This window comes from Paenibacillus sp. oral taxon 786 str. D14 (assembly GCF_000159955.1).
GTDB classification, from domain to species: Bacteria; Bacillota; Bacilli; order Paenibacillales; family Paenibacillaceae; genus Fontibacillus; species Fontibacillus phoenicis.
Window position 1 is genome coordinate 48,122 of the sequence record NZ_GG695987.1, and the last position, 26,449, is coordinate 74,570.

Genomic DNA, 26,449 nt, shown 5'->3' on the forward strand with positions numbered 1-26,449 from the left:
CACCCGCATCATAACGTGAAGATGAACGAAAGGGCAATAATGTGGTACATTAGAGTAGATACGACTGCTTTTGCAGATTAACTGCGTTGGATAACCTTTTAGGCAGGTACGGAGGGATTTGGAATGCAAGACGATTACGCGCGCAAGCTGGAAGACCAGAAAAGCTTATTTCGGCAATTAGGGATTAAGCTGGATGCGCTCTCCATTCACGAAAAAGATTTTGACGCCAAAATGCGGGGCTACGATAAGGAGGAAGTCGATCGCTTCCTGGATGACATTATCGTTGATTATGAACGCTTCTACGATATTATTACCGATCTGCTGGACAAATATAAAGAAATCCAGCGCCGGCAAGCGTATTGGGAAGAGGAGAAGAAGGCTCTGGCCCGCAGGCCTTCCTTTGATTTGGAAAATGCGGTGGATCGCAGATTGGTGGAGGACGGCATTCGCCAAGTGGAGCGAAGCCTGGAGCAATTTAAGCTGCATCTGCGCGGCGAGCGGTAAATGGAGTAGAACCGAACCGGAGGACTGTACCGGTTCGGTTCTTTTGTATATGAAGGGCGGAAGAGGTGCAGAATAAACCTGATGCTTGTTGGAATTTCATGCAATATTCATGAAAATGATGGTTGCATATCTAAAAGTGGAGTGGTATGATATAAACAAGATTTAGATTTAGTCTAAATTTAAGTTAGTTCAAGTTTTAGGTATTTGTCACAATGGCTTATCAAATAACTGATATGTTGAATGGAGGAATTCACTATGGCAAACCAAACCTTAACTCAAGCAAATCAAGAACTGCAGAAACAACTGAACCTGCAAATCGCGAACTGGACGGTCCTGTACACGAAGCTGCACAATTTCCACTGGTTCGTGAAAGGTCCAAACTTCTTTACGCTTCATGAGAAATTCGAAGCCCTTTATAACGAAGCGGCTGGTTATATCGATGATATTGCCGAACGTCTGCTGGCCATTGGCGGCACACCGATCGCAACCCTGCGCGAAGCCCTTGCGACGGCCAGCATCTCCGAAGCCAGCGGCAAGGAAAGCGCTGATGAAATGGTAGCAGCCATCGTAGCGGATTTTGCGAAATTGGACAGCGAGCTGAAGGAAGGCATGGAAGCGGCAGAAAGAGCGGAAGATGAAGCCACGAGCGATCTGCTGCTCGGCATCGTCTCCTCGCTGGAGAAACACCGCTGGATGCTGAACGCCTACCTTGGCAAATAAGTCCTTGGCGGATACATGAAAGACCTTGCCCAGCAAGCCTTCTTGCTGGGCAAGGTCTTTTTAGCAACTTACATCACTTTAAAGCGTTCGATCATCGTATGAAGCCGTTCGGCTAGACCGGACAGGAAGCTGGCGGAAGCATCAACCTCCTCCATAGCAGCCAACTGTTGCTGGGAGAATGAGGACATGTCCTGTGCGCCGACCGCCGTATGGCCCGCAAACCGCACGATTTCGTCAATCGACTGCACCAGTCTTTGCGAGTTGTCGGACAGGAGCCGAACCGCTTCACTGATATCAGCGATCGATGCAGCGGTAATTTCCGACGAGGCTGCGATGTCGGTAAAAGAAGCTCCGGCGCTGCGCACCAGCTCGACGCCTCGCTTCGTTTCACGGACGGTCTCGTCCATTGCGCTGCCGGTGAGCTCTACCTGCCCAACGATGTGGGTGATCAGCTCGCTAATTTGCTTCGCCGAGGCTGCGGAACGTTCCGCCAGCTTGCGGACCGAGGAGGCGACTACGGCAAATCCGCTGCCGTATTCTCCGGCGCGGGCCGCTTCAATTGAAGCATTTAACGCGAGCAGGTTGGTTTCGGCGGCGATGTCGGTCATGATGTCCAGGATGCTCTGCACTTCTTTGGAGCGGCTGCCCAGCTCCTCAATGATCGCAGAGAGCTGAACGATTTTGGCTTCCATGGTGGACATTTGCTCTACGCTGGACTGGATGGCTTGTTCCCCTTGGTTTGATGCGGCGGAGACCTGCTGCGCCGATGTTAAGACGCTTTCGGCATGGCGAGCGATCTGCCCAATCCGATCGGACATGTCACGCAGCATGGTCGCCCCGGTTTCCAGGTTCGTAAGTTGTCGCTCCGCACCTTCGGCAAGGGATTGGGTAATTTCAGCCGCTTGCTCACCCGCTTTTCCGGTTTGCTGTGCACTCGCGGATAGCTGCTCCGAGGACGAGGCCACCTGCATCGAAGTGACGTTCACCTCGGTGATCAACTGCCGCAAGCTGCCCACCATCTTCGCAAAATTTTGCGTTAATTTGCCGATTTCATCCTGACCTTGAAGCACGTTCGTCTGTACGGTCAAATCGCCCTCGGCAACCCGCTCCACCTGCCGGGACAACGTTTCCAGCGGCCGAATCATCCGGTGGATAAAGAAGTACACGAAAACAACTGCGGCGAGCAGGACAACGATGCCGATGATAAAAGGCAGGAGCAGGATGTCGCGAGTTCTCTCCCCGATGATCGAGGCGTCGAAGTTAATGACCATTAGACCGATGATCTCTTGGTCGGGGTCATGATTTATGTAGATCGGGCCGTAACCGCTGAGCAGCTTCACGCCGTCATAAGAATAGACCTTGGTATACACAGGATGCTTCATCTCAAGAATCATGTCCCGGTCCTGATCATTGAAATAAAAAGCGTCTCCCGCTTGATATCCCCGGCTTTTGAGGTTCTGGTCAGCCGCAAGAATGGTGCCGTCCAGCGACATCAAAAACACTTCCTTAAACAACGACTTATGCTCTACCGTCCAGTTTAATCGTTTCTCCAGCTCCGCAAGGCCGGTACGGTCTCCGGAGGCAAGACGGGCAACCGCTTCCGGATCTACAAGCCCGGTGGTAATATTGGCACAGCCCACCGTTTCAATACCGACGGATGTCTCGACCTCACGATACGTTGTTTGATAAGCAAATATCCCGATCAGCAAACCAACTAGAAGCAGTAGTCCGATCAGAACAGAGGTAATTTTTTGAGCAAAACTCATATTCCATCTCCAATCCCCATAGGCTTGAAGACTGTATATGCCAGCAACACTAAGACACATTATATAGAGAATCGATGCGCTGGATGTAACTAATCGCACTTCTAATTGTCGAAACAAGTGAAAAAAGTGAGAAAAATATCACAAAAGGTGACGAGTCATGTCAGTAAATGAAGAAAAATGGAGATTATTTATCGCCATCCCTCTTCCGCAAGAGGTCAAGTATAAGCTGGAGGAGTGGTGCAGCGAGCAAAAAACGAGATTGGATTTCAAAAAATGGGTACATGCCGAAGACTACCATATTACCGTGCAGTTTCTGGGAGATACGGCTCCGGGGCGTTTGGACGAGCTGCTGGCTTCATTATCGCGGGCAGCAAAGGGGATGGGCCCGCTGGAATTGGAAGCGGCGGGGATTGGTACCTTTGGACGTCCGGCAAGTCCCAGCGTGTTATGGGCTGGCGTCCGCGGTGAGGTGGCCGGGCTGGAGAGCCTGCACAGCCGGGTGACGTCGGAGAACCGGGCACTCGGCTTTGTGCCGGAGGAACGGCGCTTCAGCCCGCATATTACGTTGGCCCGGAAATATCGAGAAGGGGCCAGATTAGATCCTGCAGCGCTGCAGACCCAACCGGAATTCGGCAGCTGGAGGGCCGATCGTCTGGTCATCTATCGGACGCATATGCACAAGCGTCCGATGTATGAGGTGGTTGGATCTGCGCTGCTGACTTAGTTGGCCTGCTGCTCGGCAGGGCTGGCCGTCTGCAGGCGTACGCGGACCGGAGCGGCTGCCTGATACAGCAGATGAAGGACAGCTTCTGCACAGCGGTCAGGCTGATAGCTGGGTTGCAGCAAGGCAGGCTCCGGTCCGGGTTGAAGATCCGAAGCGTGTCGATTGCGGATTTGTTCAAACCATACGTCCAGCACGTCCGGTGAAGTCAGCTCAGCCCCATAGCCGTGCTGAACGAAATATTCGCGATTCTTCTCCTCCTGACCTGGGATCGACTCAAAGAACAACATCGGGATGCTTTTGGCCATTCCCTCGGTGCAGGTCATTCCGCCGGGTTTGGTAATCAGAAGGTCGGAGGCATCCATCCATTTGCCGATTTGCCGCGTGAACCCGATCACCTTCATGTTTGGATGCTGAAGGGCCGGATGCGCACGTAGTCGAGCAGCAAGCTTCTCGTTGCTGCCGGTGCAGCAGACGACTTGGATCTCCTCTCGCCAAGCCGCCAGTTTGTCCAGCAGCTCCTCACGAAGCAGCAATCCCCAGCCGCCGCCCATGACAAGGGCAGTGGGCATATTCTTTAACCCCAATTCCTCCCGGGCGGACGCCTTCTCTTGCTTGCTCCAGAAATCCGGGTGCACGGGAATGCCTGTCACCTGCACCTTGGAGGGGGCTACCCCGCGCTGCACGAGCAGAGCTTTGACCTCAGGGGCGGAGACGAGGTACCGATCCACACCGGGACTCATCCAGGAACCGTGGGCATCGTAATCCGTGATGAGCGTGCACAGCGGCACGTTCAGATCTGAAGTGAGCTTCAGGTAGGACATGATGGCGCTGGGAATCGGATGCGTGCAGACGATCAGATCTGGCTGAAGCTGCGCGATGACTTCGGCCGCGTGGGTATAGAACATTTTGTGCAAGGCCAAACGGGCAAACTTGCCTACCGGCTTCTCGTACTTGTGCTTATAAAAAAGGCCTACCAACGCAGGGCTCGTATTTACCGTCATCCGATACGCGGATAGGATTAGGGGCGCCACCGTCGGATTCAGAAACGAGCCCAGCTCCAGCACCTTCGTCTGGATTTGCGGGTTTTTCCGCTTCAGTCCGGCCGCCAGCGCATGTCCGGCCTGCGTATGTCCACTTCCAAAGCCTTCCGATAGGATCAACACTCTTCTTTTTCGCATGAGGATATCACCTGCTTCTATTAGATCGTTCCGATTCATTGCTTCCTAATACTAAGTTTATGTTGTTTATATTCCGGTTTAAAGGGGCTGGGGACGGGTCGACCCACTGGACCTAGGTCGGGGAGAATCAAGGGAAAAGGGCCTTGGAACAAGCTGGTGAAAGTGAATGAAAAATTCTGAAAAAAACATCTTGCATTTCTGAAGCGAAAGGAGTAAAGTATGAATTGACCAAATGACCGAAAATGAATTTTAGTCATTTTTTGGCCGGGAAATGTTTTTCCATTATTCCAAGCGCAGGGAGGTGACATGAATGGCTGTGGTAGATCGCCGTAAACTCGTCATCGAAGCAGCAGAAAAGTCCTTTGCTTTATTTGGCTACAAAGCGACGACGATGGACCAAGTGGCGAAAATAGCAAATGTGGCAAAGGGAACCATCTACACCTTCTTCACGAACAAAGAGGAGTTGTTCGATGAAATTCTGCGTTCCGTCATTATGGAGATGAAGCGGGTCATCGAGCCGGAGATTGACGAGGAGAAGCCCTTCTTTGAGAACTTGCATCGGGCGATGGATGCGCTGCTGGAATTCCGCCGTGAGCATGAGCTCCTCATCAAGTTGTCCCAAGAGGTTCGCGACTTCGGCACTCCGAAAGCGAAGGAGGGATTGGAGCAGATCGAACACGCGATTCTGGAATATCTGGAGCGCCATCTGTCCCGGGCGGCCGAGCGGCAAGAGATCCGCTCGTATGATCCCAAGCTGCTCGCTTTCGTTGTGTTTAAGCTCTATATCGCATTAACCTCGGACTGGAACAAGAATAATCCGCCTTTGAGCAAAGAACAAATCAAGGAGTTTATCCGCGATTTTCTGGCTGGAGGCCTGCTTCTGCCAAGGGAAGTTTAAAGGAACTACATTCAACAATTTAGAGAAAGAAGCCACCAAGGGGAGAGAAAGCAAAAATGAAATCATTAAGTGTATTTTTCAAGGATATGGGAGCCACCTTTAAAAATCCTAAAGTGTTCATCCCGATTCTTGTTGTGCTGTTCATTCCCGTACTGTACAGCGGCATGTTCCTGACGGCCTTCTGGGATCCGTACGGGAAGATGAACGAGCTGCCGGTAGCGGTGGTGAACGAGGATCAGGGCGCGCAATACGAGGGGAAGGAACTGAAGGTCGGCGAGGACCTCGTTGCCGAACTGAAGAAGAGCGACGACTTCCAATGGAAGTTCGTCACCCGCGAGCAAGCGGAAACCGGGATGAAGAATAATGAGTATTACATGACGATCATCATTCCGGACAATTTCTCTTCACAAGCGACCACATTGATGGATGAAAATCCGTCGCCGGCTCAGTTGATCTTTGAGCCAAACGAAGGTTACAACTTCCTGGCCGCGCAAATCGGCGGTACGGCTGTGAAAGAGATCAAATCGAAAGTGTCCGCCAAAGTGACGGAAGCCTATACGGAAACCTTGTTTGACCAAGTGGAGAAAATCTCCGGCGGCCTCAGTGAGGCGGGCGACGGGGCCAGCACCCTCAACGAAGGGGCGGCCAAGCTTGACGACGGAACCAAGAAGCTGAAAGAAAATCTGGCGAAGCTCGTCGCCGGCACGATGAAACTCGAAGACGGCGTAGCGCCTCTGGAGAAAGGTACGCAGTCGTTATATCAAGGCATCAATGAAGTGAAGGACGGTGCTGGCAGCCTCGCCAGCGGCTTGAAGCAGCTGGAAGCGGCCAGCCAACAGCTGGAAGCTGGCGCAAAGCAAGCGCATCAAGGCGGTACCAAGCTGCAGGCAGGCCTTCAATCGTCGCTGGAAGGCGCGAAGAAGCTGGAAGCTGGCTTGACCGCATCTGAACAAGGCAGCGCCCAACTGCAATCCGGCCTGGAAGCGTCGGTGCAAGGAAGCGAGAAGGTAGCCGCAGGGGCGAACAGCGTGGCGCAAGGCTTGGAACAGCTGGCCCAAGCGAATCCGGAACTGGCGAAGAACGCGGCGGTTCAGCAGTTGATCGCGGCCAGCAAGCAGGTCGCCCAAGGCAGCGAGCAGCTGCACCAAGGGAATCAGCAGCTGCTGAAAGGCAGCCAAGACCTACACAGCGCCCAGCAGCAGTTGGTTCAAGGCGGGCAGCAATTAACGGCGGGCCAAGAGCAGCTGTTGCAAGGCATGACCGAGCTGAACGCCGGACAAGAGAAGCTGGCGAGCGGCCTGGAGCAATTTAGCGGCAAGCTGTCGGAAGCGGCGGCTGGCGGCAAGAAGCTGGCAAGCGGTGCCGGACAGCTGAGCGCAGGCGCCAAACAACTGCTCGGCGGTGTTGAGCAATTGTCTGGCGGCGTAGGCACGCTGGCGGACGGCTCGAAGCAGCTGGATGCAGGTGCGGGTGAACTGAAGGACGGCATGGATCAACTGACAGAAGGCTCGGGCGAGCTGGCTTCGAAGCTGACCGATGCCGCAGAACAAACCTCCGGCGTGAAGAAAACCGATGCGCTTGTGAACATGTATGCTCAGCCGATTGAGATCAACGAGCAGAAGGTTAATGAAGTACCTAACTACGGCACCGGCTTTGCACCATACTTCTTGTCGCTGGGCCTGTTCGTTGGGGCGCTGATCTCGACGCTGGTTGTGCCGGTCAGAGGCACTTCGGTGGCGGAAGCCAGCGGCTGGAGCCGCTTCGTAAGCCGTACGCTGACTTTTGCCGGCATGAGTCTGATACAGTCCTTGCTGGCGTCTGCACTGGTTCTTTACGGATTGGGGCTTGAGGTCAAGAGCGTTCCGCTCTTCTATCTCTTCGCCTTTGTCACCAGCTTGTGCTACATGTTGATCATTCAAGCACTTGTAACCTGGATGGAGAACCCGGGACGGTTCTTGGCGATCCTGATGCTGATTTTCCAACTGACGACCAGCGCAGGAACGTTCCCGCTCGAACTGATTCCGAACTGGATGAAAGCCTTCAACCCGATCCTGCCGATGACGTACAGCGTCAAAGGCTTCAAGGCGGTCATCTCCACCGGCGATATGCCGGTGGCTTGGGAAAACATCGGATGGTTGGTTGCGTTTGGCGTTGTATTTCTGGCGTTTACGCTGGTGTACTTCCTGCGCCACGAACGCAGTACAGAACGCAGTCCTGAAGCCAACCTGAGCGTACAGTCGCACTAATCAAATCATGATTACAGAAGATCCGCTCTCTGGAATTCCGGAGGGCGGATCTTTTTTGTAGGTGGGTAGATATCCCTGAGCCGAGCCTTTTGCAGGATGATCCCGAATCATCAGTCGAGTTTGGCCGGGACACATTCTTTACCGGGACATAAACTCTATAGTAAAGTTCCCGATCGGGTTACGGACCTTAGGAGCAACGGGCAACAGGTTCGCTCCTACCCCTTAAAAAAAGGGATAATGGTGCAAATAGACACGCAGAGACAACCACACGTCTTCATATGGTGACGCTTTCGTGGCAAAACCGCCCTGTCACGGCCTAAAAGTTCTAATCAATAGTGCAAAATAAAGAGAATATAATGCAAAAACAGATGTGACATTTTCCGTTAGAATAAAAAGAAAGATTGAACCGGGCTTATCCGGCGTAGTCGCAGGACATAGGGACTGATCCATTCTATTCGCTAATGATGTTTGAACTACCTCTAAATAGAAAGGTTGCGTCAGATGATGAAACATACCGTTATACCTCCCAAGCAGGGACTCTATGATCCCGCTTTCGAAAAAGACGCTTGCGGCATGGGCTTCGTGGCTCATATCAAAGGGAAAGCCTCCCATGATATCGTCAGCCAAGCGCTGACCATGCTGGCGAATATGGAACACCGGGGCGGCCAAGGCAGCGAACCGAATTCGGGGGATGGCGCAGGTATTTTACTGCAAATCCCGCACCGTTTTTTTGCCGCTGAAGCAGCAAAGCTTGGATTTACACTGCCGGAGGCAGGACAATATGGCGTTGGGATGCTGTTCCTGCCTCATGACGAAGCGGTTCGGGCTAAGCAGGAGGAAGAGCTCGTGCGTATCGCCGAGGAGGAAGGACAACGCGTCCTTGGCTTCCGTACGGTGCCAACTCGCGACGATATGCTGGGCCAATCGGCCAAAGCGGCTAAACCGTTCGTCCGCCAGATTTTTATCGAGCGTTCCGCAGATCTGAAGGAGGATCTGGACTTTGAGCGCAAGCTGTACGTGATCCGGCGCCGGGCTGAACGCGCGATCCGCTATAGCGGCGCCGAGCAAGGGGATGCTTTTTACGTACCCAGCTTATCGTGCCGGAAAGTAGTCTACAAAGGGATGCTGACCACGGAGCAGGTCGGGCAATTCTACCTCGACTTGCGGGACGAGAGACTGGAATCGGCTATCGCGATGGTGCACTCGCGCTTCAGTACGAATACGTTCCCAAGCTGGGAGCGGGCGCATCCGTACCGCTTTATGATTCACAACGGCGAGATTAATACGCTGCGCGGCAACGTGAACTGGATGCATGCCCGTCAGTCGATGTTCAAGAGCGAGAAGTTTGGCGACGATTTGGAAAAGGTAAAACCGATCATCAATCCGGACGGCTCGGATACGGCGATGTTCGACAATACGTTTGAATTCCTGTACTTGAGCGGACGCTCCCTGCCTCACGTAGCGATGATGATGGTGCCTGAGCCTTGGGTTGGCCGGGACGACATGGACCCGGACAAAAAGGCGTTTTACGAATACCACAGCACGATGATGGAGCCATGGGACGGGCCTGCGGCGATGGGCTTTACCGACGGGATCCAGATTGGGGCGATTTTGGACCGGAACGGCTTGCGTCCATCGCGTTATTACGTAACGAAGGACGACTTGATCGTCCTCTCCTCGGAGGTTGGCGTGCTTGATATCCCGGCGGAGAATGTGCTCTATAAGGACCGGCTGCGTCCGGGCCGGATGCTGCTGGTCGACACGCAGGTAGGCCGGATCATTTCCGACGAGGAAGTGAAATCCGCCATCGCGAAGGAGCATCCGTACCGTGAATGGCTGAACGAGCATCTCGTTGAGCTGGAAGATCTGCCGGAAGCGAAAGAGCTGCCGCCGGAGAGTCATGAAGACATTGCGCGCCGTCAAATGGCGTTTGGCTATACGTATGAAGACCTGCGGAAGGTGCTTGAGCCGATGGCCTTAACCGGTCAGGAAAATATCGCTTCGATGGGTTACGACGCGCCGCTCGCCGTCTTGTCCGAACATCCGCAGCGATTGTACAACTACTTCAAGCAGATGTTTGCGCAGGTTACCAACCCGCCGATCGATGCGATCCGCGAGGAGCTCGTTACCTCGACCGCAACGACGATTGGGCCGGAGCGCAACCTGCTTCAGCCGGAGCCGGAGAGCTGCCGTCAAATCCGGTTGGATTCGCCGATTCTGTCCAATGAGGACTTTGCGAAAATCCGCCATCTGCACCGGCCAGGGTTTAAAGCGATCACGATTCCAATCCTGTTCCCGGCTGCCGAAGGAGCGGAGGGGCTGCGCAAGGCGTTGGATACGTTATGCGAAGCAGCAGATCGGGTCATCGCCAAGGGCCATAATATCCTGATCTTGTCCGACCGCGATATGGATGCGGAGAACGCGGCTATCCCGGCGTTGCTGGCAGTATCCTGCTTGCATCACCATCTGATCCGTGAAGAGACGCGGACCAAGGTCAGCCTGCTGCTGGAGTCGGGCGAGCCGCGTGAAGTACACCATTTTGCGTTGCTGCTTGGTTACGGCGTCAGCGCAGTGAATCCATATCTTGCGTTCGAATCGTTAAAGGATATGATTGCTCAAGGGATGCTGCAGGGCATTTCGCATGAAAAAGCGGTGTACAACTTCATTAAAGCTGCGACCAAAGGGGTCGTTAAAACGTTGTCCAAAATGGGCATCTCGACGATTCAATCGTACCGCGGGGCGCAAATTTTCGAAGCGGTTGGCCTGGAGCCTTCCTTCGTAGACCGTTACTTTACGTGGACGCCGTCGCGGATCGGGGGCATTGGCTTGAAAGAAGTGGCCGCCGAAACGCTCGCCCATCATTTCCGTGCCTTTACCGATAAGGATGGCAATGACAAGGTGCTGGATTCCATCGGGGAATACCAGTGGCGCAGCGGCGGGGAAGAGCATCTGTTCAACCCGCAAACGGTGCATTTGCTGCAGCAGGCGGTCCGTACGGGCGATTATAAACTGTATAAGAAATTCGCCGAGCTGGTGCAAGGCGAGAACAATAAACATTTGACGCTGCGCTCTTTGCTGGAGCTGAAGCCGGTCGGGCCGAAGGTGCCGCTGGAGGAAGTGGAATCGGCTGCTTCGATCATGCGCCGCTTCAAGACCGGGGCGATGTCGTATGGCTCGATCAGTAAAGAAGCGCATGAGACGATTGCGATCGCGATGAACCGCATCGGAGGCAAGAGCAACACCGGCGAAGGCGGCGAGGATCCGGCGCGTTATGTGCCGGACGCTAACGGCGATCTGCGCCGCAGCGCGATCAAGCAGGTGGCGTCGGGACGGTTTGGTGTTACATCGCACTACTTGGTGAACGCCGACGAAATCCAGATTAAGATGGCGCAAGGGGCGAAACCGGGTGAAGGCGGTCAGCTGCCGGGCCGTAAGGTGTATCCTTGGGTAGCGGAAGTACGCGGCTCCACGCCGGGGGTTGGCTTGATTTCGCCGCCGCCGCACCATGATATCTATTCGATCGAGGATTTGGCGGAGTTGATTTACGATCTGAAGAACGCCAATCCGAAGGCGCGTATCAACGTGAAGCTGGTTGCAGAGGCCGGCGTCGGAACGATTGCTGCCGGCGTTGCTAAAGGCCGCGCGGACGTCATTCTGATCAGCGGTTATGACGGGGGCACTGGTGCTTCGCCGCAAAGCTCGATCCGCCATGCGGGCTTGCCGTGGGAGCTGGGGCTGGCTGAAACGCATCAGACCCTAATCCTAAACAACCTGCGCGACCGCGTCGTACTGGAAACCGACGGCAAGATGCTGAACGGCCGCGACCTCGCTGTCGCCGCACTGCTTGGGGCTGAGGAGTTTGGCTTCTCGACTGCACCTCTGGTGGCGGTTGGCTGTATCATGATGCGGGTATGCCAGCTGGATACATGCCCAGTAGGGGTTGCCACGCAAAATCCGGAGCTGCGCAAAAACTTCACCGGAGATCCGCAGCACGTTGTCAACTTTATGACCTTCGTGGCAGAGGATCTGCGCGAATGGATGTCCGAGCTGGGTTTCCGCACACTGGAAGAAATGATCGGACGCACCGACTGCCTGGATGCGGTGAAGGCGGTGGATCATTGGAAGAAGAAAGGCGTCGATCTCAGCTCGTTGCTGCATATGCCGGAGCTTCCGGAAGGAAGCAGCCGCTATTGCACGAAACAGCAAAACCATGGGCTGGAAGAGACGTTGGATATGACGAAGCTGCTGCCGCTGGCTCTGCCTGCGCTGGAGCGCGGCGAAGCCGTCAGCGCCCGGCTGCCGATCTGCAACGTGAACCGGGCGACCGGGACGATTGTAGGCTACGAAGTTACCCGCCGTTATGGACAGCAAGGGCTGCCTGAGGATACGATCACGTTCCATTTTGAAGGTTCTGCGGGCCAAAGCTTTGGGGCGTTTATCCCGAAAGGCATGACCCTCACCGTCGAAGGCGATGCCAACGACTACACCGGCAAGGGGCTGTCCGGCGGCAAGGTGATTGTGAAGCCGTCGCCGCGTGCAACGTTTGTCCCAGAGGAGAACATCATCATTGGCAATACGTCGTTCTATGGTGCAACGAGCGGGGAGGCTTACATCCGCGGGATTGCCGGGGAACGGTTTGCGGTGCGGAACTCCGGGGCCAACGTCGTCGTTGAAGGCGTCGGTGACCATGGCTGCGAATATATGACCGGCGGACGGGTTGTCATCTTGGGTGAAACCGGCCGGAACTTTGCAGCCGGGATGTCCGGCGGGATCGCATACGTGCTTGATGAGAGCGGAGATTTTGCGGGCCGCTGCAACCTGGAAATGGTGCTGCTCGAGTCGGTGGAGGATCCGGCGGAAATCGATCAGCTGCGGACGTTAATCAGCCGTCACATCCTGTACACGGATAGTACAGTTGGACGCCGCGTGCTGGATCGTTGGAACGAGTACCTGCCGAAATTCGTCCGCGTCATTCCGAAGGACTACAAACGGATGTTGGAGCAAATCCGTAAAGTTGAAAATGAAGGGCTGAAGGGTGAAGCCGCGCTGCTCGCTGCATTTGAAGCGAATGCGCGCGAGCTGGCCCGTGCCGGCAACAACTAATAGATTTTAGCGATAGCAATGAGGAAGTTGACCGCCCCGGTTGTCTGAACAAGACTGCGGGGCGGTTTTGTTAGGTAAAAATAAACCGATTGTGCGAACATACGTTTTTCGTGTAATATGATTTGGAGAATATTAGGAAGTGAATGGGAAAGGGGGAGCGGCCTTTGGCTGAACAAACTGTTGCATCGCAAGGCGGCAAACGAAGGACGAGACCTCTAGGGCATTATCTCGAAATGCTGGAGAAATACGTGTTCACGCAACGCAAGCTGCTGTTCAGTATGGCTGCGTTGCTGTTGATCTCGATCGCTTTGCAGCTGATTAATCCGCAAGTCATTCGTTATTTTATCGATACCGCGCAGGGGGATGGAAGTTTAAAGCCTTTATATATCGCGGCGGGACTCTTCATCGGCTTCTCTCTGATCCAACAGCTCGTATCGGTGTGCGCGTCCTACTTCAGCGAGAACCTGGGCTGGACGACAACAAACAAGCTGCGCGCGGACCTCGTCAGACATTGCCTGTCGCTGGATATGTCGTTCCACAAGTCGAACACTTCCGGTTCTTTGATTGAACGGGTGGACGGCGACGTCAACGCGCTGGCCAACTTCTTCTCCAGCTTCCTGATCCATATGCTGGGCAATTTGCTGCTGATGACGGGCATCCTGTTGCTGCTGTTCCGTGAAAGCATCTGGATTGGTGCAGCGATGAGCTTATTTGTCGTTGGTGCCATCTTTATGATTCGGAAAATTCGTGAGTTTACGGTTCCGGTGTGGACCAAGTGGCGTGCCCAAAATGCCGAGCTTTACGGGTTTATCGGCGAACAGCTGGAAGGCACCGAGGATACCCGGGCGAACGGGGCAGCCGGTTACGTGCTGGAACGCTTCTATGCCATGGCCCGGCGGATGCTGCCGGTACGCGTTCGCGCCTCGGTGGGCTTCGGTATGATGTGGGGGACAACGATTCTCGTGTTCGCTCTGGGCAATGCCGCCGCCTTTCTGGTTTGCGCCTGGTTGTGGAGACGGGGCGAGCTGACGATCGGTTCGATCTACCTTGTGTTTTATTACACGGAGCTGCTGGCTCAGCCGATTGAGAAGATCCGTACCCAGCTGGATGATCTGCAAAAAGCCGACGCCAGTCTAATCCGCGTCCGGGATCTGCTGAATACGAAATCGCGGATTACCGACGGTCCAGGCGCACCGCTGCCGAAGGGGCCGTTATCCGTGAAAATCGACCGCCTGACGTTCTCGTACGAGGAAGACGGAGAGCCGACACTGCATGAGGTGGATTTGATGCTGAAGCCGGGAGAAACGCTCGGCTTGCTAGGCCGCACTGGCAGCGGAAAATCTACATTGGCGCGGCTGCTGCTGCGCTTCTACGATCCCCAACAGGGCAAGATCGAGCTGTCGGGCATCGACATCCGCGAGTGCAAGCTGCACGAGCTGCGGAGCGGGGTGGCGATGGTGACGCAAAACATCGAGATTATGGAAGGCACCGTTCGCGATAATCTGGCTCTGTTTGATGAAAGCATACGGGATGAGGACATCATCGCGGTGTTAAATGAGTTGGGATTGCAGGAGTGGTATGCTGCTTTGCCTGATGGACTGGATACAGTGCTCTCCTCCGGAGGGGGAAGTCTGTCGGCTGGGGAAGCGCAGCTGCTGGCGTTTGCTCGGGTATTCCTGACGAACCCGGGGCTGGTTATCCTGGACGAAGCCAGCTCCCGTCTCGACCCGCTGACCGAAAACCGGATCGAGACGGCGATCACCCGGCTGCTGGAGTCGCGGACGTGCATGATCATCGCGCACCGTTTATCAACCGTGCAGCGAGCCGATCAGATCCTTATTTTGGAGAATGGCCGAATCGTGGAATATGGACCACGCAAAGAGCTGGCGGCTGACCCCGGTTCTCGGTTTAGCCGGATGCTGTCCGTTGGCCTGGAGGAGGTGTTGGCATGAGCACGCGGCATTTTTTCTGGAGATTGCTGCTGAATCGTCCGGCTTTTTATATCGCGAACCTGCTCTCCTGGACGATCATTCATATGATCCCGCTGCTTCCGGGCCTGATTACGAAGGCGTTCTTCGATGATTTGGAAGGCAGCGCCAACCTCCCATTCGGAGTTGAGGGACTAACGGCGTTGCTTATCGGCGTGGCGCTGGCGCGCATCGCGATGATCGCTGTAGGCTGCTGGACAGATGGCAGCTACCGATTCCGGATCAGCATGCTGCTGCGGCGGAATATGCTGGCCCATGTGCTCCGGGAGCCCGGGGCCAAAGCAATTCCTTGCGCTCCGGGGGAAGCGATCAGCAACTTCCGGGACGACGTGGATCAAGCGGAAGAAGCGATGAGCTGGTCGGTGGATATGTTTGGCCTGATGGGCTTTGTGATCATTTCCAGTTATATTTTGATTTCGATCGATGCGCAGCTGACGTTCTTCGTCTTCGTCCCGCTCATTCTGGTTGTGACCGCGGCGCAAATCGCGACAGCGCGCATTCAGAAGTACCGGGCTGCCAGCCGCACTGCCACGGCGAATGTGACCAGCTCTATCAGCGAGATGTTCGCCAACGTGCAGGCGATTCAAGTCGCGGGAGCCGAAGAGCGGATCGTCCGGCGGTTCGAACGGCTGAGCGATGAGCGCCGGAAGATGATGGTCAAGGATAAGCTGATTACCGAATCGCTGTCCTCTGTGTTTACGAACTCCGTTAATCTCGGTACCGGACTGATTCTGGTGTTGGCCGGTTACAAGATGCGGAGCGGTTCGTTTTCCGTCGGTGACTTGTCGCTGTTCATTTATTACTTAACCTTTGTCACGCAGTTGATTTCGAACGTTGGGAACTTTATGACGTTTTATAAGCAGATGGCGATCAGCTTCTCCCGCTTGAAGCACATGCTTCAAGGCGCCCCCGCCAAGTTGCTGACGGCTCCCGCATACATCGGGATCGGCAAGCGGAGAGCGTCCGATGCTGACTACGGGACGAAGAGCGCGGCAACGGCGTTAAGCGGCTCGGGGTTGGAGCCGTCTCCGTCGGCACTCGCATTAGTGCAGGAGGAACCACATCGGATGGCTGCCCATCTGCCGGTGGAGCCGCTGCAGCTGCTGGAGGCAAGGGGACTGACGTATCGCTATCCCGAGACCGGCCGGGGCATCGAGAACATCAGCCTGTGGCTGCCGCGCGGCTCGTTTACGGTCGTGACCGGCATGATCGGCTCCGGCAAAACGACGCTGCTGCGGGCATTGCTTGGCCTGCTGCCGGCGGAAGCCGGGGAGATCCGCTGGAACGGCCGCCTCGTCCGTACGCCGGCTGACTTTTTTGTTCCGCCGCAAAGTGCGTATACGGCGCAAATCCCGCGCCTGTACAGCGACAAGCTGCGGAACAACATCCTGCTCGGGCTGCCCGAGGACGAGGGCAGCCTGACGCAGGCGCTGCACGTCGCCGTGCTGGAGGACGACGTGGCGCAGCTCGCCCACGGCCTCGACACGATGGTCGGACCGCGCGGGGTCAAGCTCTCCGGCGGCCAGGTCCAACGGACCGCGGCCGCCCGGATGCTCGTGCGCGAGGCACAGCTGTACGTGTTCGACGACTTGTCGAGCGCGCTCGACGTCGAGACCGAACGGAAGCTGTGGGAGCGGTTGTTCCAATCCCGAGGCGAGGCCACCTGCCTCGTGGTGTCCCACCGCAAGGCCGCGCTCTCGCACGCGGACCATATCATCGTGCTGAAGGACGGCACGATTGAAGCCGAAGGCACGGCGGAGCAGCTGCTCGCCACCAGCGCCAGCTTCCGCCAGCTTTGGTACGGCGAGGAGCCGCAGGCCGACGGGGCATAAGACTGCAAATCCCAGCCCAAAGCGCCAACAGGAGGTCTGAAGGGGGCGGCTGATGGCATTATGGCCCGGGTCAATCTCCGGTAGATCGCCTGGGTAAATCGTCCGGGTGAATCACCCGGGTAGATTGACCTATGTCAGCCCTCTGTCAGTCCCTCATCACTGCCCGGAGCTTTAGCTGACGGAAGCCTTATGGTAGAATAGGGGAAATTATCCTGATTTAACGGGATACAGTTCGAAAAGAGAGTGAGGAGTATCCTATGGAGATGACGCAGGAACCCGTCGTACGCATGCGGGACGTCACCAAGCGCATCGGCAGCAAGACGCTGATCGACCGATTAACGCTGGATATCCCGAGAGGACAAGTATACGGCTTCCTGGGTCCCAACGGAGCCGGGAAAACGACCACGATCCGGATGATGGTCGGACTGATGTCGATATCGGAAGGTGATATCCTGATCGAAGGGGCCAGCATTAAGGATCGTTTCGAAGAGGCGATATCGCATGTCGGCGCCATCGTGGAGAATCCGGAGATGTACAAGTTCCTGACCGGGTACCAGAATTTGCTACATTACGCCCGCATGTCTCCGGGGGTCACGAAACAGCGGATCTGGGAGGCGGTCGAGCGGGTTGGCATGCAGAACCGCATCCATGACAAAGTCAAGACGTATTCGCTGGGCATGCGCCAGCGGCTTGGGGTTGCGCAGGCCATCCTGCATCGGCCGAAGCTGCTGGTGCTGGACGAGCCCACCAACGGGCTCGACCCGCAGGGCATCCGCGAGCTCCGCGATTATCTGCGGGCGCTGGCGCGGGAGGAAGGGACGACCGTGTTTGTCTCCAGCCATTTGCTGTCGGAAATGGAGCTGATGTGCGACACGGTCGCGGTTATCCAGCAGGGACGGCTGGTGGACGTCAAGTCCCTGCACCCGGAAGCCGTCGAAGGCCGGGCGCAGGAGACGGCCTTCGACGTAAGCGATCCGCAGCGCGCGGTAGGGCTGATCGCAGGCGCTCGCCTCGAAGGCGGCCGGCTGATCGTGTCCGCCGACCGGAAGGCTGCGGCGGAGATCAACGCGAAGCTGGTCTTGGCGGGCATTGACGTGTACGCCATCCAGGCGGTGACGCGTTCGCTGGAGGATCAATTCCTGGAGCTGACGGGAGGGAAGGACATTGAATAATTTTCTCGCGCTGGTCCAAAACGAAAACATGAAGATTTACCGGCGGGTTCGCACCTGGATTATGTTTGGGCTGCTTGTCCTGCTGACGATCCTGTTTGGGGTGCTGTTCTCGTTGGACGGCGGCAGCCAGCGGCTGAGCGCCTGGGACGCTTTGGACCAACTCAGTTTCCTGTATTATCTCGTCAGCATCTATGCCGCCGTTATTGCCGCTGACATCGTAGCCGGTGAGTTCACCTGGGGAACGATCAAGCTGCTGCTGATCCGTCCTTGGACGCGGACGAAGGTGCTGCTGTCCAAGCTGCTGGCCGTGCTGCTATTTACGCTGGCGATGAGCGCGGTATTTTTCGCCATCGCCCTGGCCGTTTCGTTCCTGATTTTCCCGAATGAGCCATCGCAATACCTAGGGGCAAGCCCGCTGAGCCGGATTCTGGAAAGTCTGCTGTACAGCTATATCGATTTGCTGGTAATTGCAGCATTTTCGTTTATGCTGTCGACGGTCTTTCGCTCTAGCGGCATTGCCATCGGACTGTCGCTCTTCATCTTGTTTGCGGGCAACATCTTTACGTTGTTGTTCCACCCGTCGCGTTATGCTTGGGCCAAATATCTGCTGTTTACCAATATGGATCTAGGCCAATATCGCGGGGGGCAGGTCGGACCGGCCGGGATGACGCTGGGCTTCTCCATCACGGTGCTGGCGGTCTACGTCCTGCTGTTCCTGGCGGTGGCCTGGCTCGTATTCAAGAAGCGTGACGTTGCTGCATAAGCTGCATAATGATAAGAAGCTCCCGCCTTTCTCATTTGGCGGGAGCTTCTTTTATGACTGATTTGTTTTACCCTGCTTCGGGGCGCGCGGCTTTCTTGACCTTGCCTTTGCCGCTAGAAGCCGATGGGGTGGGGGCGGGGGCCACCCGTTCCATTTTGCTCGATCCGTTCAGCAGTCCACCTTCAACGATGATCAGCTTGGCCACATCCACGTTGCCGTCGACTTGACCGCTTGCGGTGATTGTGAGTTTCCCTGTAGTGGTGACATCTCCGATGACTTTGCCGGCGACGATCACATCGGCGCCTTTAATGTTGGACATGGCCTCGCCGGTTTCGCCGATGATGATCTGTCCCTGGCAGTCGATCTCCCCATGGATTTGACCCTCCACACGCAGATTGGACTTGCACTCCAGCTTGCCTTCTACCAGGCTGCCTTGGCCGATCAGGGTATCGGTCAGACGGGGGGCTTTCTTGTCTTTGAACATAGCGCTTCATCAACTTCCTTTCCACATGCGGATTACTTCAAATAAGGCATCGGATCAACGGCTTTGCCGCCCTTGACGATCTCAAAATGCAAATGGGGTCCGGTACTGCGTCCGGTGCTGCCCAGATTGCCGATGCTGTCCCCTTTCTTCACCTCATCCCCGACGGAAACATCGATGTCGCTCAGATGCATGTACCAGGTTTGCAGACCGCCCGGGTGCTCAATCACGATGTATTTGCCGTGGGATCCGTCCCGGGTGGCGGTAACGACCTTGCCTGCAGCTGCGGCATACACGGGGTCCCCGACTTTACCGGCAATGTCGATGCCCGCGTGGAAAGCTGCTCGGCCGGTAAACGGATCGGTGCGGTAACCAAAATTAGAGGTTAGCCGCGTGGACAACGTGGGCCATTCCGAGGGTGTGCCGGAGAGGGAGTATTGGGTCTGCTTCGCTTTTTTCAAGGTGAGCGGCACGTGCTTCTCCATCTCGTCCAGCATTTCGTTCATCGCGGCAAATTCGTCTCGCGTATTCGCTGCAAGTCTCTCGATCTCGTTGTCATGTACGGCAATGAACTCGCCGCCAACCCCGCTGTCCCCAAGAGCGTCCAGCGTCTCATCCCAGGACAACGAAGACAGCTTGCCGAGATTCTTCGCATCCCCCTCTCCGTATTTATCGATAAATTTCTGAAGCTCTGCTTCGAGCTCGGCTACCCGCTCCATCCGGTCCATCATTTCCTTGGACTGGCTCGATAAAGAGATCACTTCGTTCTGCAAGCGCTGAATCGCTTCGTCTTTGTTGGTCACCACCGCTTCAAAGGCTAGGGTTTGCTGCTCCAGCTGATGTTCCAGGCGGGAAACGGTCTGTTCCGAATGAACCTGCAGGCTGACGATCAGCCCGGAAATGGACAGCAGCGCCAGCAAAGGCACGGCAACGACAAGCGGCTTGGAGACTTGCATCTGTTTGACGGGCCGGCTGGCATCCCGAAGGACAAGCAGCGTCATCCGGTTGGGATTCGGTACGCTTACGCTCCTCATGGCATCCCCTCCCTACGCTTCGTTGGTTCTATAACTTATCTATTCCTATGATTCTTAAATCATGTCAAAAAAACAGGTCCTGTCTAATATAAGTGCGGCGGGATCCGTTATTTTCGAAATCTGTCATGAATAAACCGCAGCCCGGATGGTTAATGATGATGGCAGGGGAGGGTGGAAGGCATGCTCTGGCTGATTGGCATTTTACTGCTTTTTATCGTACACGTCGCACTGATCCTGCTGCTTGAATTCCGCAATCCCGCCAAGGCGGTTGCCTGGTTGTTTATCTTGTTTTTGTGCCCTCCCTTGGGTCCGGTCCTCTACTATTTCATGGCCCGGGACTATAGGAAGCGCAAAAAACTGCTGCACCGGGGCCCCGTCCCGTTCCATAGCTTACGGATGCTGCTGCGCGACCAGTTGGCAAGCCCGGTTCGCTTGGAGGAGATGAGCAACCCGGAAATGCTTCATCAGGAACGGCTATATCAGCTGCTGACGCATCATGCGGCAAACCCGATCACAGGCGGAAACCAAACGGAAGTGTATTCCGCCGGGGAAACGGCGTTTGGGGCCATGCTGGAGCGGATGGAGCAAGCGCGAGATCATATCCATCTTGAATTTTATATTTTCCGCAGCGACATGATCGGCTCGGCCTTTGCAGAAGTGATGATCCGGAAAGCCCAGGAAGGGGTCAAGGTCCGGATGATCTGCGATGGGCTGGGGAGCTTTAAGCTGGAGCATGCGTTTATTGAGCGGCTGAGGGCTGCAGGGGTGGAGGTCTACTTCTTTCTGCCAGCGCGGGTCGCCTTGCGGAACCGCCGGGTCAATTACCGCAATCATCGCAAAATCCTCGTGGTGGACGGAAAGTTCGGGTTCGTGGGCGGACTTAATGTGGGTGACGACTATTTAGGCCTTTATGAAAAAATGGGGTACTGGCGCGATACGCATCTGCAGCTGGAAGGAGATTCGGTTTATTATTTGCAGCTCACCTTCCTGGAGGATTGGCTGCTGGCTTCGGGTCAGGATCTCGGGGACCCTGCTCTGTTTCCGCCCCATGAAGGGCCCGGGCAGGAGCAAGTGCAGATCCTGACCAGCGGCCCGAATTTGCCGCGTAACCCGATTCATGAAATGTGCTTTAATTCGATTGCGGTGGCGAAGCGCCGGATCTGGATCGCTTCGCCCTATTTCATTCCCGACCCCAGCGTATATTCCGCACTGAAAACGGCGGCATTAAGCGGAGTCGAAGTGAACATCATCATGCCTTACCATCCGGACAGCCGCTTGGTGAAGCTGGCTTCCTTGTCTTACGTGGAGGAGCTGCTGGGGGCCGGGGTAAAGTTCTTTCAATATACGAAGGGCTTTATTCATGCCAAAGTGATGATCATCGACGACCTGCTCGCTTCGGTGGGGACGGCGAACATGGATATGCGCAGCTTTTTTTATAACTTTGAAATGACGGCGTTGTTGTTTGATCCGGGGACGATCACCCGGCTGGAGAGCGACTTCAAGCAGGATCTGGCCGATTCGATCCCGATTCGGTTTGAGGAATTCGCTCGGCGGCCGAAAGGGCAGAAGCTGCTTGAGCTGCTAGCGCGGCTGTTGTCGCCGTTGCTGTAGCGGAGGTTGCCAGCCGTTGTCGTTGTGCAGCGAAGGCTTCCCTTGTTTAAGACCGGCCGGGGGATTTTAAATGCTGCAAGATCAGCTTGAGGGACTGGGGAGGGATGGTCTCGAGCAAATCTCCCCGTTCCTTCAGTCGTTGACCGATATTCAGCAGGTTAAAATCCGCAGGCTTGGGGTTCCGCCGTACCTCATCCCAGGTCAGCGGGGTCGACACGCTGGCGGCTGCCCGGGCGCGCGGGGTATAGGGGGCGGCCAGCGTCTTGCCGCCGTAATGCTGCAAGTAGTCGAAGTAGATTTTGTCGCCGCGGTCTTTTTTTAGCCGTTCGATGGTAAATAGGTTGGGGTGTTTTTCGGTGACGTAACGGGCGACGAAATGTCCAACCATCCGCAGCTCGTCGAAGGTGATGCCGTATTCGATTGGCACGATGATTTGCACGCCGGTAGCGCCGGACGTCTTCGGCACGGATTGCAAGCCGAGCGAGGCCAAAATCTCCCCGACCAAAGCGGCCGCCTCCATAATTCGCGGCTCGTCCTCCAGCGTGGGGTCCAGGTCAATCATCCATTCGCACGGCAACTCCTCTCCGGCATAATGCAGAGACGGATGGAATTCGATGCAAGCCAGGTTGCCGAGCCACAGCAGCACCGGCAGCCGGTCAAGCACGACATAATTGATGTTCTCGTGAACGGCGGTGCGGACGAAGGGCGGCAGCGGTTCGGGGGCATTTTTCTGGTAAAAAAACTTGCCGTGAATCCCGCCGGGATAACGAATCGTGGTCAGCAGCCGGTTGCGGCAATATTTCAGCAGGTAAGGCGACAGCTCGGCCAGCTTCTCCAAATACATCCGCTTGGTGATGCCGGCTTCGGGCCATAACAGCTTATCCGGGTTGGAGACGGAAATCTCTTCACCTTCGACGGTGATCGTTCCTTTAATTGTTCGGGGCATGACGGTTCCTCCTTGCTGAAATCGGATGAAAATCGGATGAAAGATGTTCGCCCTGCTTAGGGTTGTTGGTTCTAGGCTTGCCTGGGGACGGGGAAACTATGAGCGAACTAACGCCCGGAATGGTTCAAGAGAGGCAGGGGCAAACTGGGGAACAAGCGGAGGTTCGGGGTTGGAGAAGGTAAAGACAAGGATTGTGCACATTGGAGCTGGGGAGGTGGAGAGCGCCGCATGGAATGGAAACCGATCACACCGTTTGAACCGATTCGCAGCGATACGATTCCGCAAGGCGAAGAATGGGTGGCCCAGGTCAAGTGGGACGGGGTGCGGATGTTAACTTATCATGACGGCCGCGAGGTCAAGCTGATTAACCGCAAGGGCAACGATCGTAGTTTGCAGTACCCGGAGTTTCTCGATACGCATGAGTTTTGCCGGGCGCATTCGGTGATTCTTGACGGCGAGATGATTGCCCTCTCGGGCGGCAAGCCGTCGTTTCACGAGATTATGCGGCGGGACAGCTTGCGGCGGGAGCAGGAAATTGGCTTTGCAGCCCAGCGGATTCCTGCGATCTATATGATCTTTGACATCTTGCACTATGATGGCAAGTGGGTGAACGGAGAGCCGTTAGCGAATCGCCAGCAGCTGTTGCAGGAGCTGGTGATCCCCTCCGAGCGGGTGCAGATTGTCCCCAATGTGGCGGACGGAGAACTGTTATTCGACTTGATGAAGCAACGGGGCTGGGAAGGGATTGTCTCGAAGCGGCTCGACAGCACCTATGCGTTTGGAGGCAAGGATGCCCGCTGGGTTAAGAAGAAGCTGGCCCGCGACCTGTATGCCGCCATCGGCGGGGTGACATATCGCGATGGTGGGGTGAACGCCATTTTACTGGGCTTGTACGACCCGGAGGGTCGGTTTATCTACATCGGCCATGCCGGCAGTGGCAAATGGAAGGTGGCGGACTGGCGCGACCTGACCGAAAACGTGAAGCCGCTGATCATCCCGGACCGTCCGTTTGCCAACGTCCCTGAACGCATCAAAGGGGCCGTCTGGATTCAGCCGGCCCTGACTGTAAAGGTGCAGTTCATGGAGTGGACGCCCGGCGGCACGATGCGCCACCCGATCATCCAAGGGTGGGCGAATGTCCCGCCCGAGGCTTGTAATATGGAGCAAAGCATGTAGCGTCTGGCCGGTGAACCAACAGGTGGTGACGGTGACGGCCTTCGGTCTATTTCGCCTCCGGCTTGGTGGTGGTGCGGCGTTTGGGCTTCGGCTTCACCGCCACGGTTGGCGTTACGGTTTCGTTGTCTGTGCCGGCCTTTTTGGCCTTTCCTGCGGCAGGCTTGGTTTCCGGCTCGGTCTTTGCTTTTTTGGCGGCCGGCTTGCGTGTGCGCTTTGCCGGAGCAGCGGCGGCGGGACCCGGATCGGTCGCGACCGGCCTCACCGCCTCGATGCTTGCCTGCAGCGCCGCCATCAGGTCGATGACGTTGGTCTCCGGTTTGGCCGGTGCCAGACTGATTTCCTCGCCGGCCACTTTTTGCTCGATCAGATGCAGTAACCCCTCGCGGTAGTCGTCGGTGTATTTCTCCGGCTCAAACGGGGTGGACAGCTGCTCGATCAGCATTTTTGCCATCGTCAACTCTTTGTCGTTCACTTGAATGTTCTCCGGTAAGTTAGGCACTTGGGAGATCGGACGGATTTCGTCCGGATAAAAGATCGTTTCGATGGCCAAGCATCCCTCCATTACGCGGATGGCGGCCAAGCTGCTTTTGGAGCGGATGGCGATTTTGGCGATTCCGATTTTTCCTGTTTCACGCATCGCTTCAAGCAGCAGCTGATAGGCGTTCCCTCCGGCTTGGTCCGGCGCCAGATAATACGTCTTCTGAAAATAAATCGGATCAATCTCCTTCAAATCCACGAAATCGATGATGTTGATCGTTTTTTCAGCGTGGGCGGACAGCTGCTCCAGTTCCTCTTTTTCAAAAAGGACGTACTTGCCCTTCTCGTATTCGTAACCGCGCGAAATGTCTTCCCAATTCACGTCAACGTCGCACGCCGGACAACGCCGTACATACGAAATCGGGCTGCCGCACACTTTATGAATGTATTTCATGGAGATGTCCTTGTCTTCGGTGGCCGAAAACATTTTGACCGGCACATGGACCAGCCCGAAGCTGATCGCTCCTTTCCAGACGGTATGCATGGTGTAAACCCCTTTCTATGCGCTTCCTTCAAATCCTCGCTTACGAAATTGCTGTTATTCCGTAGTATGGTTTGAAATCTATTTTCTATTTACGCAGGGTTAGTGAATCTTTCGTTCCGGTGCTCTGCGGTTGCGGGGGGTGCGGCGGACCGATATAATGAGGACAGGCCTAGCAAGGATTTGAGACATGAACTGTAACGGACACCAATGACGCTATTTGCCTGCAGGACGGAATTCTGGAATTTAACGGACAAGAAAGACCTTATTTACCGGATTTGGGCTGCTTATTCTTCCAAAACGTTGGAATAACGTCTCCTGAGTCCGTTAGCACGGGAAATGTCCGGGAAATCAGTGGTTAAGGTCATCTCAGTCCGTTAGCGGAGCTGGGGTGAGCTTGGGGCAGCTCTTGGGTCAGCTTAGGCAGCTTAGGTGCTCGAAGGAATGGCGATTTCGTTGGAACGTGATAAAGGTGGTAAGCTAAAGTGAGCATGGATCAAAACAATGGCAGCACCTCAGCGCGGTGGGTATACGAAGCCGAGGATCTGCAGGGGACGGAGCGGCTGGCGGAGGCGTTGGCGAAGCTGGCACAGCCGGGAACGGTGATCGCCCTGGACGGGGATCTTGGCGCGGGCAAAACGGCGTTTTCCCAGCTGTTCGCGAAGCACCTCGGCGTGAAGGACACCGTGAACAGTCCGACCTTTACTTTAATTAAGGAGTATGAGGGCAGGCTGCCTTTTTATCATATGGACGTCTATCGGCTGTCGCTGGATGAGGCGGATGAGCTGGGGCTGGACGAGTATTTCTACGGCAATGGCGTGACGCTGGTGGAGTGGGCCAGCTTGATTGAGGAACTGCTCCCGGAGGACGTGCTGCGGATGTACATCGAGACGGTGTCGGCCACGGGGCGGCGTATGCATATCAACGTGCAGGGGGCAACCTATGAGCAATGGGGGCCGGCCCTGAAAGAGATTGGAGTATCCGAGCCATGAACGAACATGAAAATATACGGCCATCGCAGCGGCTGTTAGCGTTGGACACCGCCACTTCTTCGCTGGCGGTGGCGGTGATGGAGGGCGGCCGCGTGCTGGCCGAGCGAACGATCCATGCCGAACGGAACCATTCGGCATATTTGGTCACGGCGATCGGAGATTGCCTGAAGGCGGCGGGGCTCGCCAAGCAGGATCTGGACGGGATCGCCGTCGGGGTGGGGCCAGGCTCCTACACCGGGATCCGGATTGCCGTAACGACCGCCAAAACCTTGGCGTGGTCGTTACGGCTGCCGGTCT

Annotated in this window: 20 protein-coding genes; 14 read left to right on the top strand and 6 right to left on the bottom strand. The window is 55.8% G+C overall.

Translation table 11 applies throughout. The features are described from left to right. The first annotated feature begins 123 nt into the window (after positions 1–123). Positions 124–504 (top strand): DivIVA domain-containing protein, encoded by a 381-nt coding sequence (locus POTG_RS17855; RefSeq protein WP_009226254.1) that lies wholly within the window; start codon positions 124–126, stop codon positions 502–504. Positions 505–759: 255 nt separating this feature from the next. Then, positions 760–1,224, top strand: coding sequence for a Dps family protein (locus POTG_RS17860; protein ID WP_009226255.1), 465 nt, complete (start codon positions 760–762; stop codon positions 1,222–1,224). Between the two features lie 68 nt (positions 1,225–1,292). Here POTG_RS17860 and POTG_RS17865 read toward each other — a convergent pair whose 3' ends face one another. Then, positions 1,293–2,990 carry a methyl-accepting chemotaxis protein gene (locus POTG_RS17865; RefSeq protein ID WP_009226256.1) on the bottom strand — a complete coding sequence of 566 codons (1,698 nt, stop codon included), beginning with the start codon at positions 2,988–2,990 and terminating at the stop codon, positions 1,293–1,295. A 157-nt stretch (positions 2,991–3,147) separates the two neighbouring features. On the opposite strand from POTG_RS17865, the gene thpR reads away from it, so the two are divergent. Continuing rightward, positions 3,148–3,714 carry an RNA 2',3'-cyclic phosphodiesterase gene (thpR, locus tag POTG_RS17870; protein ID WP_009226257.1) on the top strand — a complete coding sequence of 189 codons (567 nt, stop codon included), beginning with the start codon at positions 3,148–3,150 and terminating at the stop codon, positions 3,712–3,714. Here thpR and POTG_RS17875 read toward each other — a convergent pair. After that, positions 3,711–4,892 (bottom strand): MGDG synthase family glycosyltransferase, encoded by a 1,182-nt coding sequence (locus POTG_RS17875; protein ID WP_009226258.1) that lies wholly within the window; start codon positions 4,890–4,892, stop codon positions 3,711–3,713. The two genes, thpR and POTG_RS17875, sit on opposite strands and share 4 nt — an antisense overlap. A gap of 310 nt (positions 4,893–5,202) precedes the next feature. Here POTG_RS17875 and POTG_RS17880 point away from each other — a divergent pair, with 310 nt between their 5' ends. The 7 genes from POTG_RS17880 to POTG_RS17910 all read left to right on the top strand — a co-directional run bounded on the left by POTG_RS17880 (position 5,203) and on the right by POTG_RS17910 (position 18,894). After that, the gene (locus tag POTG_RS17880; RefSeq protein WP_009226259.1) at positions 5,203–5,790 is read left to right on the top strand and encodes a TetR/AcrR family transcriptional regulator; all 588 of its coding nucleotides are present in this window, start codon (positions 5,203–5,205) and stop codon (positions 5,788–5,790) included. 56 nt (positions 5,791–5,846) lie between these two features. Beyond that, entirely contained in the window at positions 5,847–8,036 is a 2,190-nt protein-coding gene (locus POTG_RS17885; protein WP_009226260.1) for a YhgE/Pip domain-containing protein, read from the top strand. Between the two features lie 504 nt (positions 8,037–8,540). Next, positions 8,541–13,139, top strand: coding sequence for a glutamate synthase large subunit (gltB, locus tag POTG_RS17890; RefSeq protein ID WP_036646132.1), 4,599 nt, complete (start codon positions 8,541–8,543; stop codon positions 13,137–13,139). 143 nt (positions 13,140–13,282) lie between these two features. After that, positions 13,283–15,091, top strand: coding sequence for an ABC transporter ATP-binding protein (locus POTG_RS17895; RefSeq protein ID WP_009226262.1), 1,809 nt, complete (start codon positions 13,283–13,285; stop codon positions 15,089–15,091). Beyond that, positions 15,088–16,959 carry an ABC transporter ATP-binding protein gene (locus POTG_RS17900; protein ID WP_009226263.1) on the top strand — a complete coding sequence of 624 codons (1,872 nt, stop codon included), beginning with the start codon at positions 15,088–15,090 and terminating at the stop codon, positions 16,957–16,959. Before POTG_RS17895 ends, POTG_RS17900 begins: the two co-directional genes overlap by 4 nt. A gap of 263 nt (positions 16,960–17,222) precedes the next feature. Further along, a complete protein-coding gene (locus POTG_RS17905) occupies positions 17,223–18,131 on the top strand; it encodes an ABC transporter ATP-binding protein (RefSeq protein ID WP_157273505.1) in 909 nt (302 codons plus the stop codon). Next, on the top strand, positions 18,124–18,894 hold the full coding sequence (locus POTG_RS17910; RefSeq protein WP_009226265.1) for an ABC transporter permease: 771 nt from the start codon (positions 18,124–18,126) through the stop codon (positions 18,892–18,894). Before POTG_RS17905 ends, POTG_RS17910 begins: the two co-directional genes overlap by 8 nt. Positions 18,895–18,961: 67 nt before the next feature. Here the strand turns inward: POTG_RS17910 and POTG_RS17915 are convergent, their stop codons facing one another. Both POTG_RS17915 and POTG_RS17920 read right to left on the bottom strand, forming a co-directional pair. Further along, positions 18,962–19,378, bottom strand: a complete 417-nt coding sequence (locus tag POTG_RS17915) for a bactofilin family protein (protein ID WP_009226266.1) — start codon at positions 19,376–19,378, stop codon at positions 18,962–18,964. Between the two features lie 32 nt (positions 19,379–19,410). Beyond that, complete coding sequence (locus POTG_RS17920) at positions 19,411–20,409, bottom strand: M23 family metallopeptidase (protein WP_009226267.1); 999 nt, start codon at positions 20,407–20,409, stop codon at positions 19,411–19,413. Positions 20,410–20,589: 180 nt separating this feature from the next. On the opposite strand from POTG_RS17920, the gene cls reads away from it, so the two are divergent. Continuing rightward, entirely contained in the window at positions 20,590–22,020 is a 1,431-nt protein-coding gene (cls, locus tag POTG_RS17925) for a cardiolipin synthase (RefSeq protein ID WP_009226268.1), read from the top strand. A gap of 46 nt (positions 22,021–22,066) precedes the next feature. On the opposite strand, the gene ligD is transcribed toward cls, so the two are convergent. Beyond that, entirely contained in the window at positions 22,067–22,966 is a 900-nt protein-coding gene (ligD, locus tag POTG_RS17930; protein ID WP_009226269.1) for a non-homologous end-joining DNA ligase, read from the bottom strand. Positions 22,967–23,194: 228 nt separating this feature from the next. Here ligD and POTG_RS17935 point away from each other — a divergent pair, with 228 nt between their 5' ends. Then, a complete protein-coding gene (locus POTG_RS17935) occupies positions 23,195–24,142 on the top strand; it encodes an ATP-dependent DNA ligase (protein WP_009226270.1) in 948 nt (315 codons plus the stop codon). A 46-nt stretch (positions 24,143–24,188) separates the two neighbouring features. On the opposite strand, the gene ku is transcribed toward POTG_RS17935, so the two are convergent. Then, on the bottom strand, positions 24,189–25,163 hold the full coding sequence (gene ku, locus POTG_RS17940; RefSeq protein ID WP_009226271.1) for a non-homologous end joining protein Ku: 975 nt from the start codon (positions 25,161–25,163) through the stop codon (positions 24,189–24,191). A 488-nt stretch (positions 25,164–25,651) separates the two neighbouring features. On the opposite strand from ku, the gene tsaE reads away from it, so the two are divergent. Both tsaE and tsaB read left to right on the top strand, forming a co-directional pair. Beyond that, entirely contained in the window at positions 25,652–26,152 is a 501-nt protein-coding gene (tsaE, locus tag POTG_RS17945; protein ID WP_009226272.1) for a tRNA (adenosine(37)-N6)-threonylcarbamoyltransferase complex ATPase subunit type 1 TsaE, read from the top strand. Next, positions 26,149–26,449: tRNA (adenosine(37)-N6)-threonylcarbamoyltransferase complex dimerization subunit type 1 TsaB (gene tsaB / locus POTG_RS17950; protein ID WP_036646103.1), on the top strand; the 301-nt coding region annotated here is incomplete at its 3' end. The genes tsaE and tsaB, both read left to right, overlap by 4 nt.

What these genes read in the sequence shown, in the direction of transcription:
- POTG_RS17855 (WP_009226254.1), top strand. Translation starts at nt 124, where the DNA reads ATGCAAGACGATTACGCGCGCAAGCTGGAAGACCAGAAAAGCTTATTT.
- POTG_RS17860 (WP_009226255.1), top strand. Translation starts at nt 760, where the DNA reads ATGGCAAACCAAACCTTAACTCAAGCAAATCAAGAACTGCAGAAACAA.
- POTG_RS17865 (WP_009226256.1), bottom strand. Translation starts at nt 2,990, where the DNA reads ATGAGTTTTGCTCAAAAAATTACCTCTGTTCTGATCGGACTACTGCTT.
- thpR (WP_009226257.1), top strand. Translation starts at nt 3,148, where the DNA reads ATGTCAGTAAATGAAGAAAAATGGAGATTATTTATCGCCATCCCTCTT.
- POTG_RS17875 (WP_009226258.1), bottom strand. Translation starts at nt 4,892, where the DNA reads ATGCGAAAAAGAAGAGTGTTGATCCTATCGGAAGGCTTTGGAAGTGGA.
- POTG_RS17880 (WP_009226259.1), top strand. Translation starts at nt 5,203, where the DNA reads ATGGCTGTGGTAGATCGCCGTAAACTCGTCATCGAAGCAGCAGAAAAG.
- POTG_RS17885 (WP_009226260.1), top strand. Translation starts at nt 5,847, where the DNA reads ATGAAATCATTAAGTGTATTTTTCAAGGATATGGGAGCCACCTTTAAA.
- gltB (WP_036646132.1), top strand. Translation starts at nt 8,541, where the DNA reads ATGAAACATACCGTTATACCTCCCAAGCAGGGACTCTATGATCCCGCT.
- POTG_RS17895 (WP_009226262.1), top strand. Translation starts at nt 13,283, where the DNA reads ATGGGAAAGGGGGAGCGGCCTTTGGCTGAACAAACTGTTGCATCGCAA.
- POTG_RS17900 (WP_009226263.1), top strand. Translation starts at nt 15,088, where the DNA reads ATGAGCACGCGGCATTTTTTCTGGAGATTGCTGCTGAATCGTCCGGCT.
- POTG_RS17905 (WP_157273505.1), top strand. Translation starts at nt 17,223, where the DNA reads ATGACGCAGGAACCCGTCGTACGCATGCGGGACGTCACCAAGCGCATC.
- POTG_RS17915 (WP_009226266.1), bottom strand. Translation starts at nt 19,378, where the DNA reads ATGTTCAAAGACAAGAAAGCCCCCCGTCTGACCGATACCCTGATCGGC.
- POTG_RS17920 (WP_009226267.1), bottom strand. Translation starts at nt 20,409, where the DNA reads ATGAGGAGCGTAAGCGTACCGAATCCCAACCGGATGACGCTGCTTGTC.
- cls (WP_009226268.1), top strand. Translation starts at nt 20,590, where the DNA reads ATGCTCTGGCTGATTGGCATTTTACTGCTTTTTATCGTACACGTCGCA.
- ligD (WP_009226269.1), bottom strand. Translation starts at nt 22,966, where the DNA reads ATGCCCCGAACAATTAAAGGAACGATCACCGTCGAAGGTGAAGAGATT.
- POTG_RS17935 (WP_009226270.1), top strand. Translation starts at nt 23,195, where the DNA reads ATGGAATGGAAACCGATCACACCGTTTGAACCGATTCGCAGCGATACG.
- ku (WP_009226271.1), bottom strand. Translation starts at nt 25,163, where the DNA reads ATGCATACCGTCTGGAAAGGAGCGATCAGCTTCGGGCTGGTCCATGTG.
- tsaE (WP_009226272.1), top strand. Translation starts at nt 25,652, where the DNA reads ATGGATCAAAACAATGGCAGCACCTCAGCGCGGTGGGTATACGAAGCC.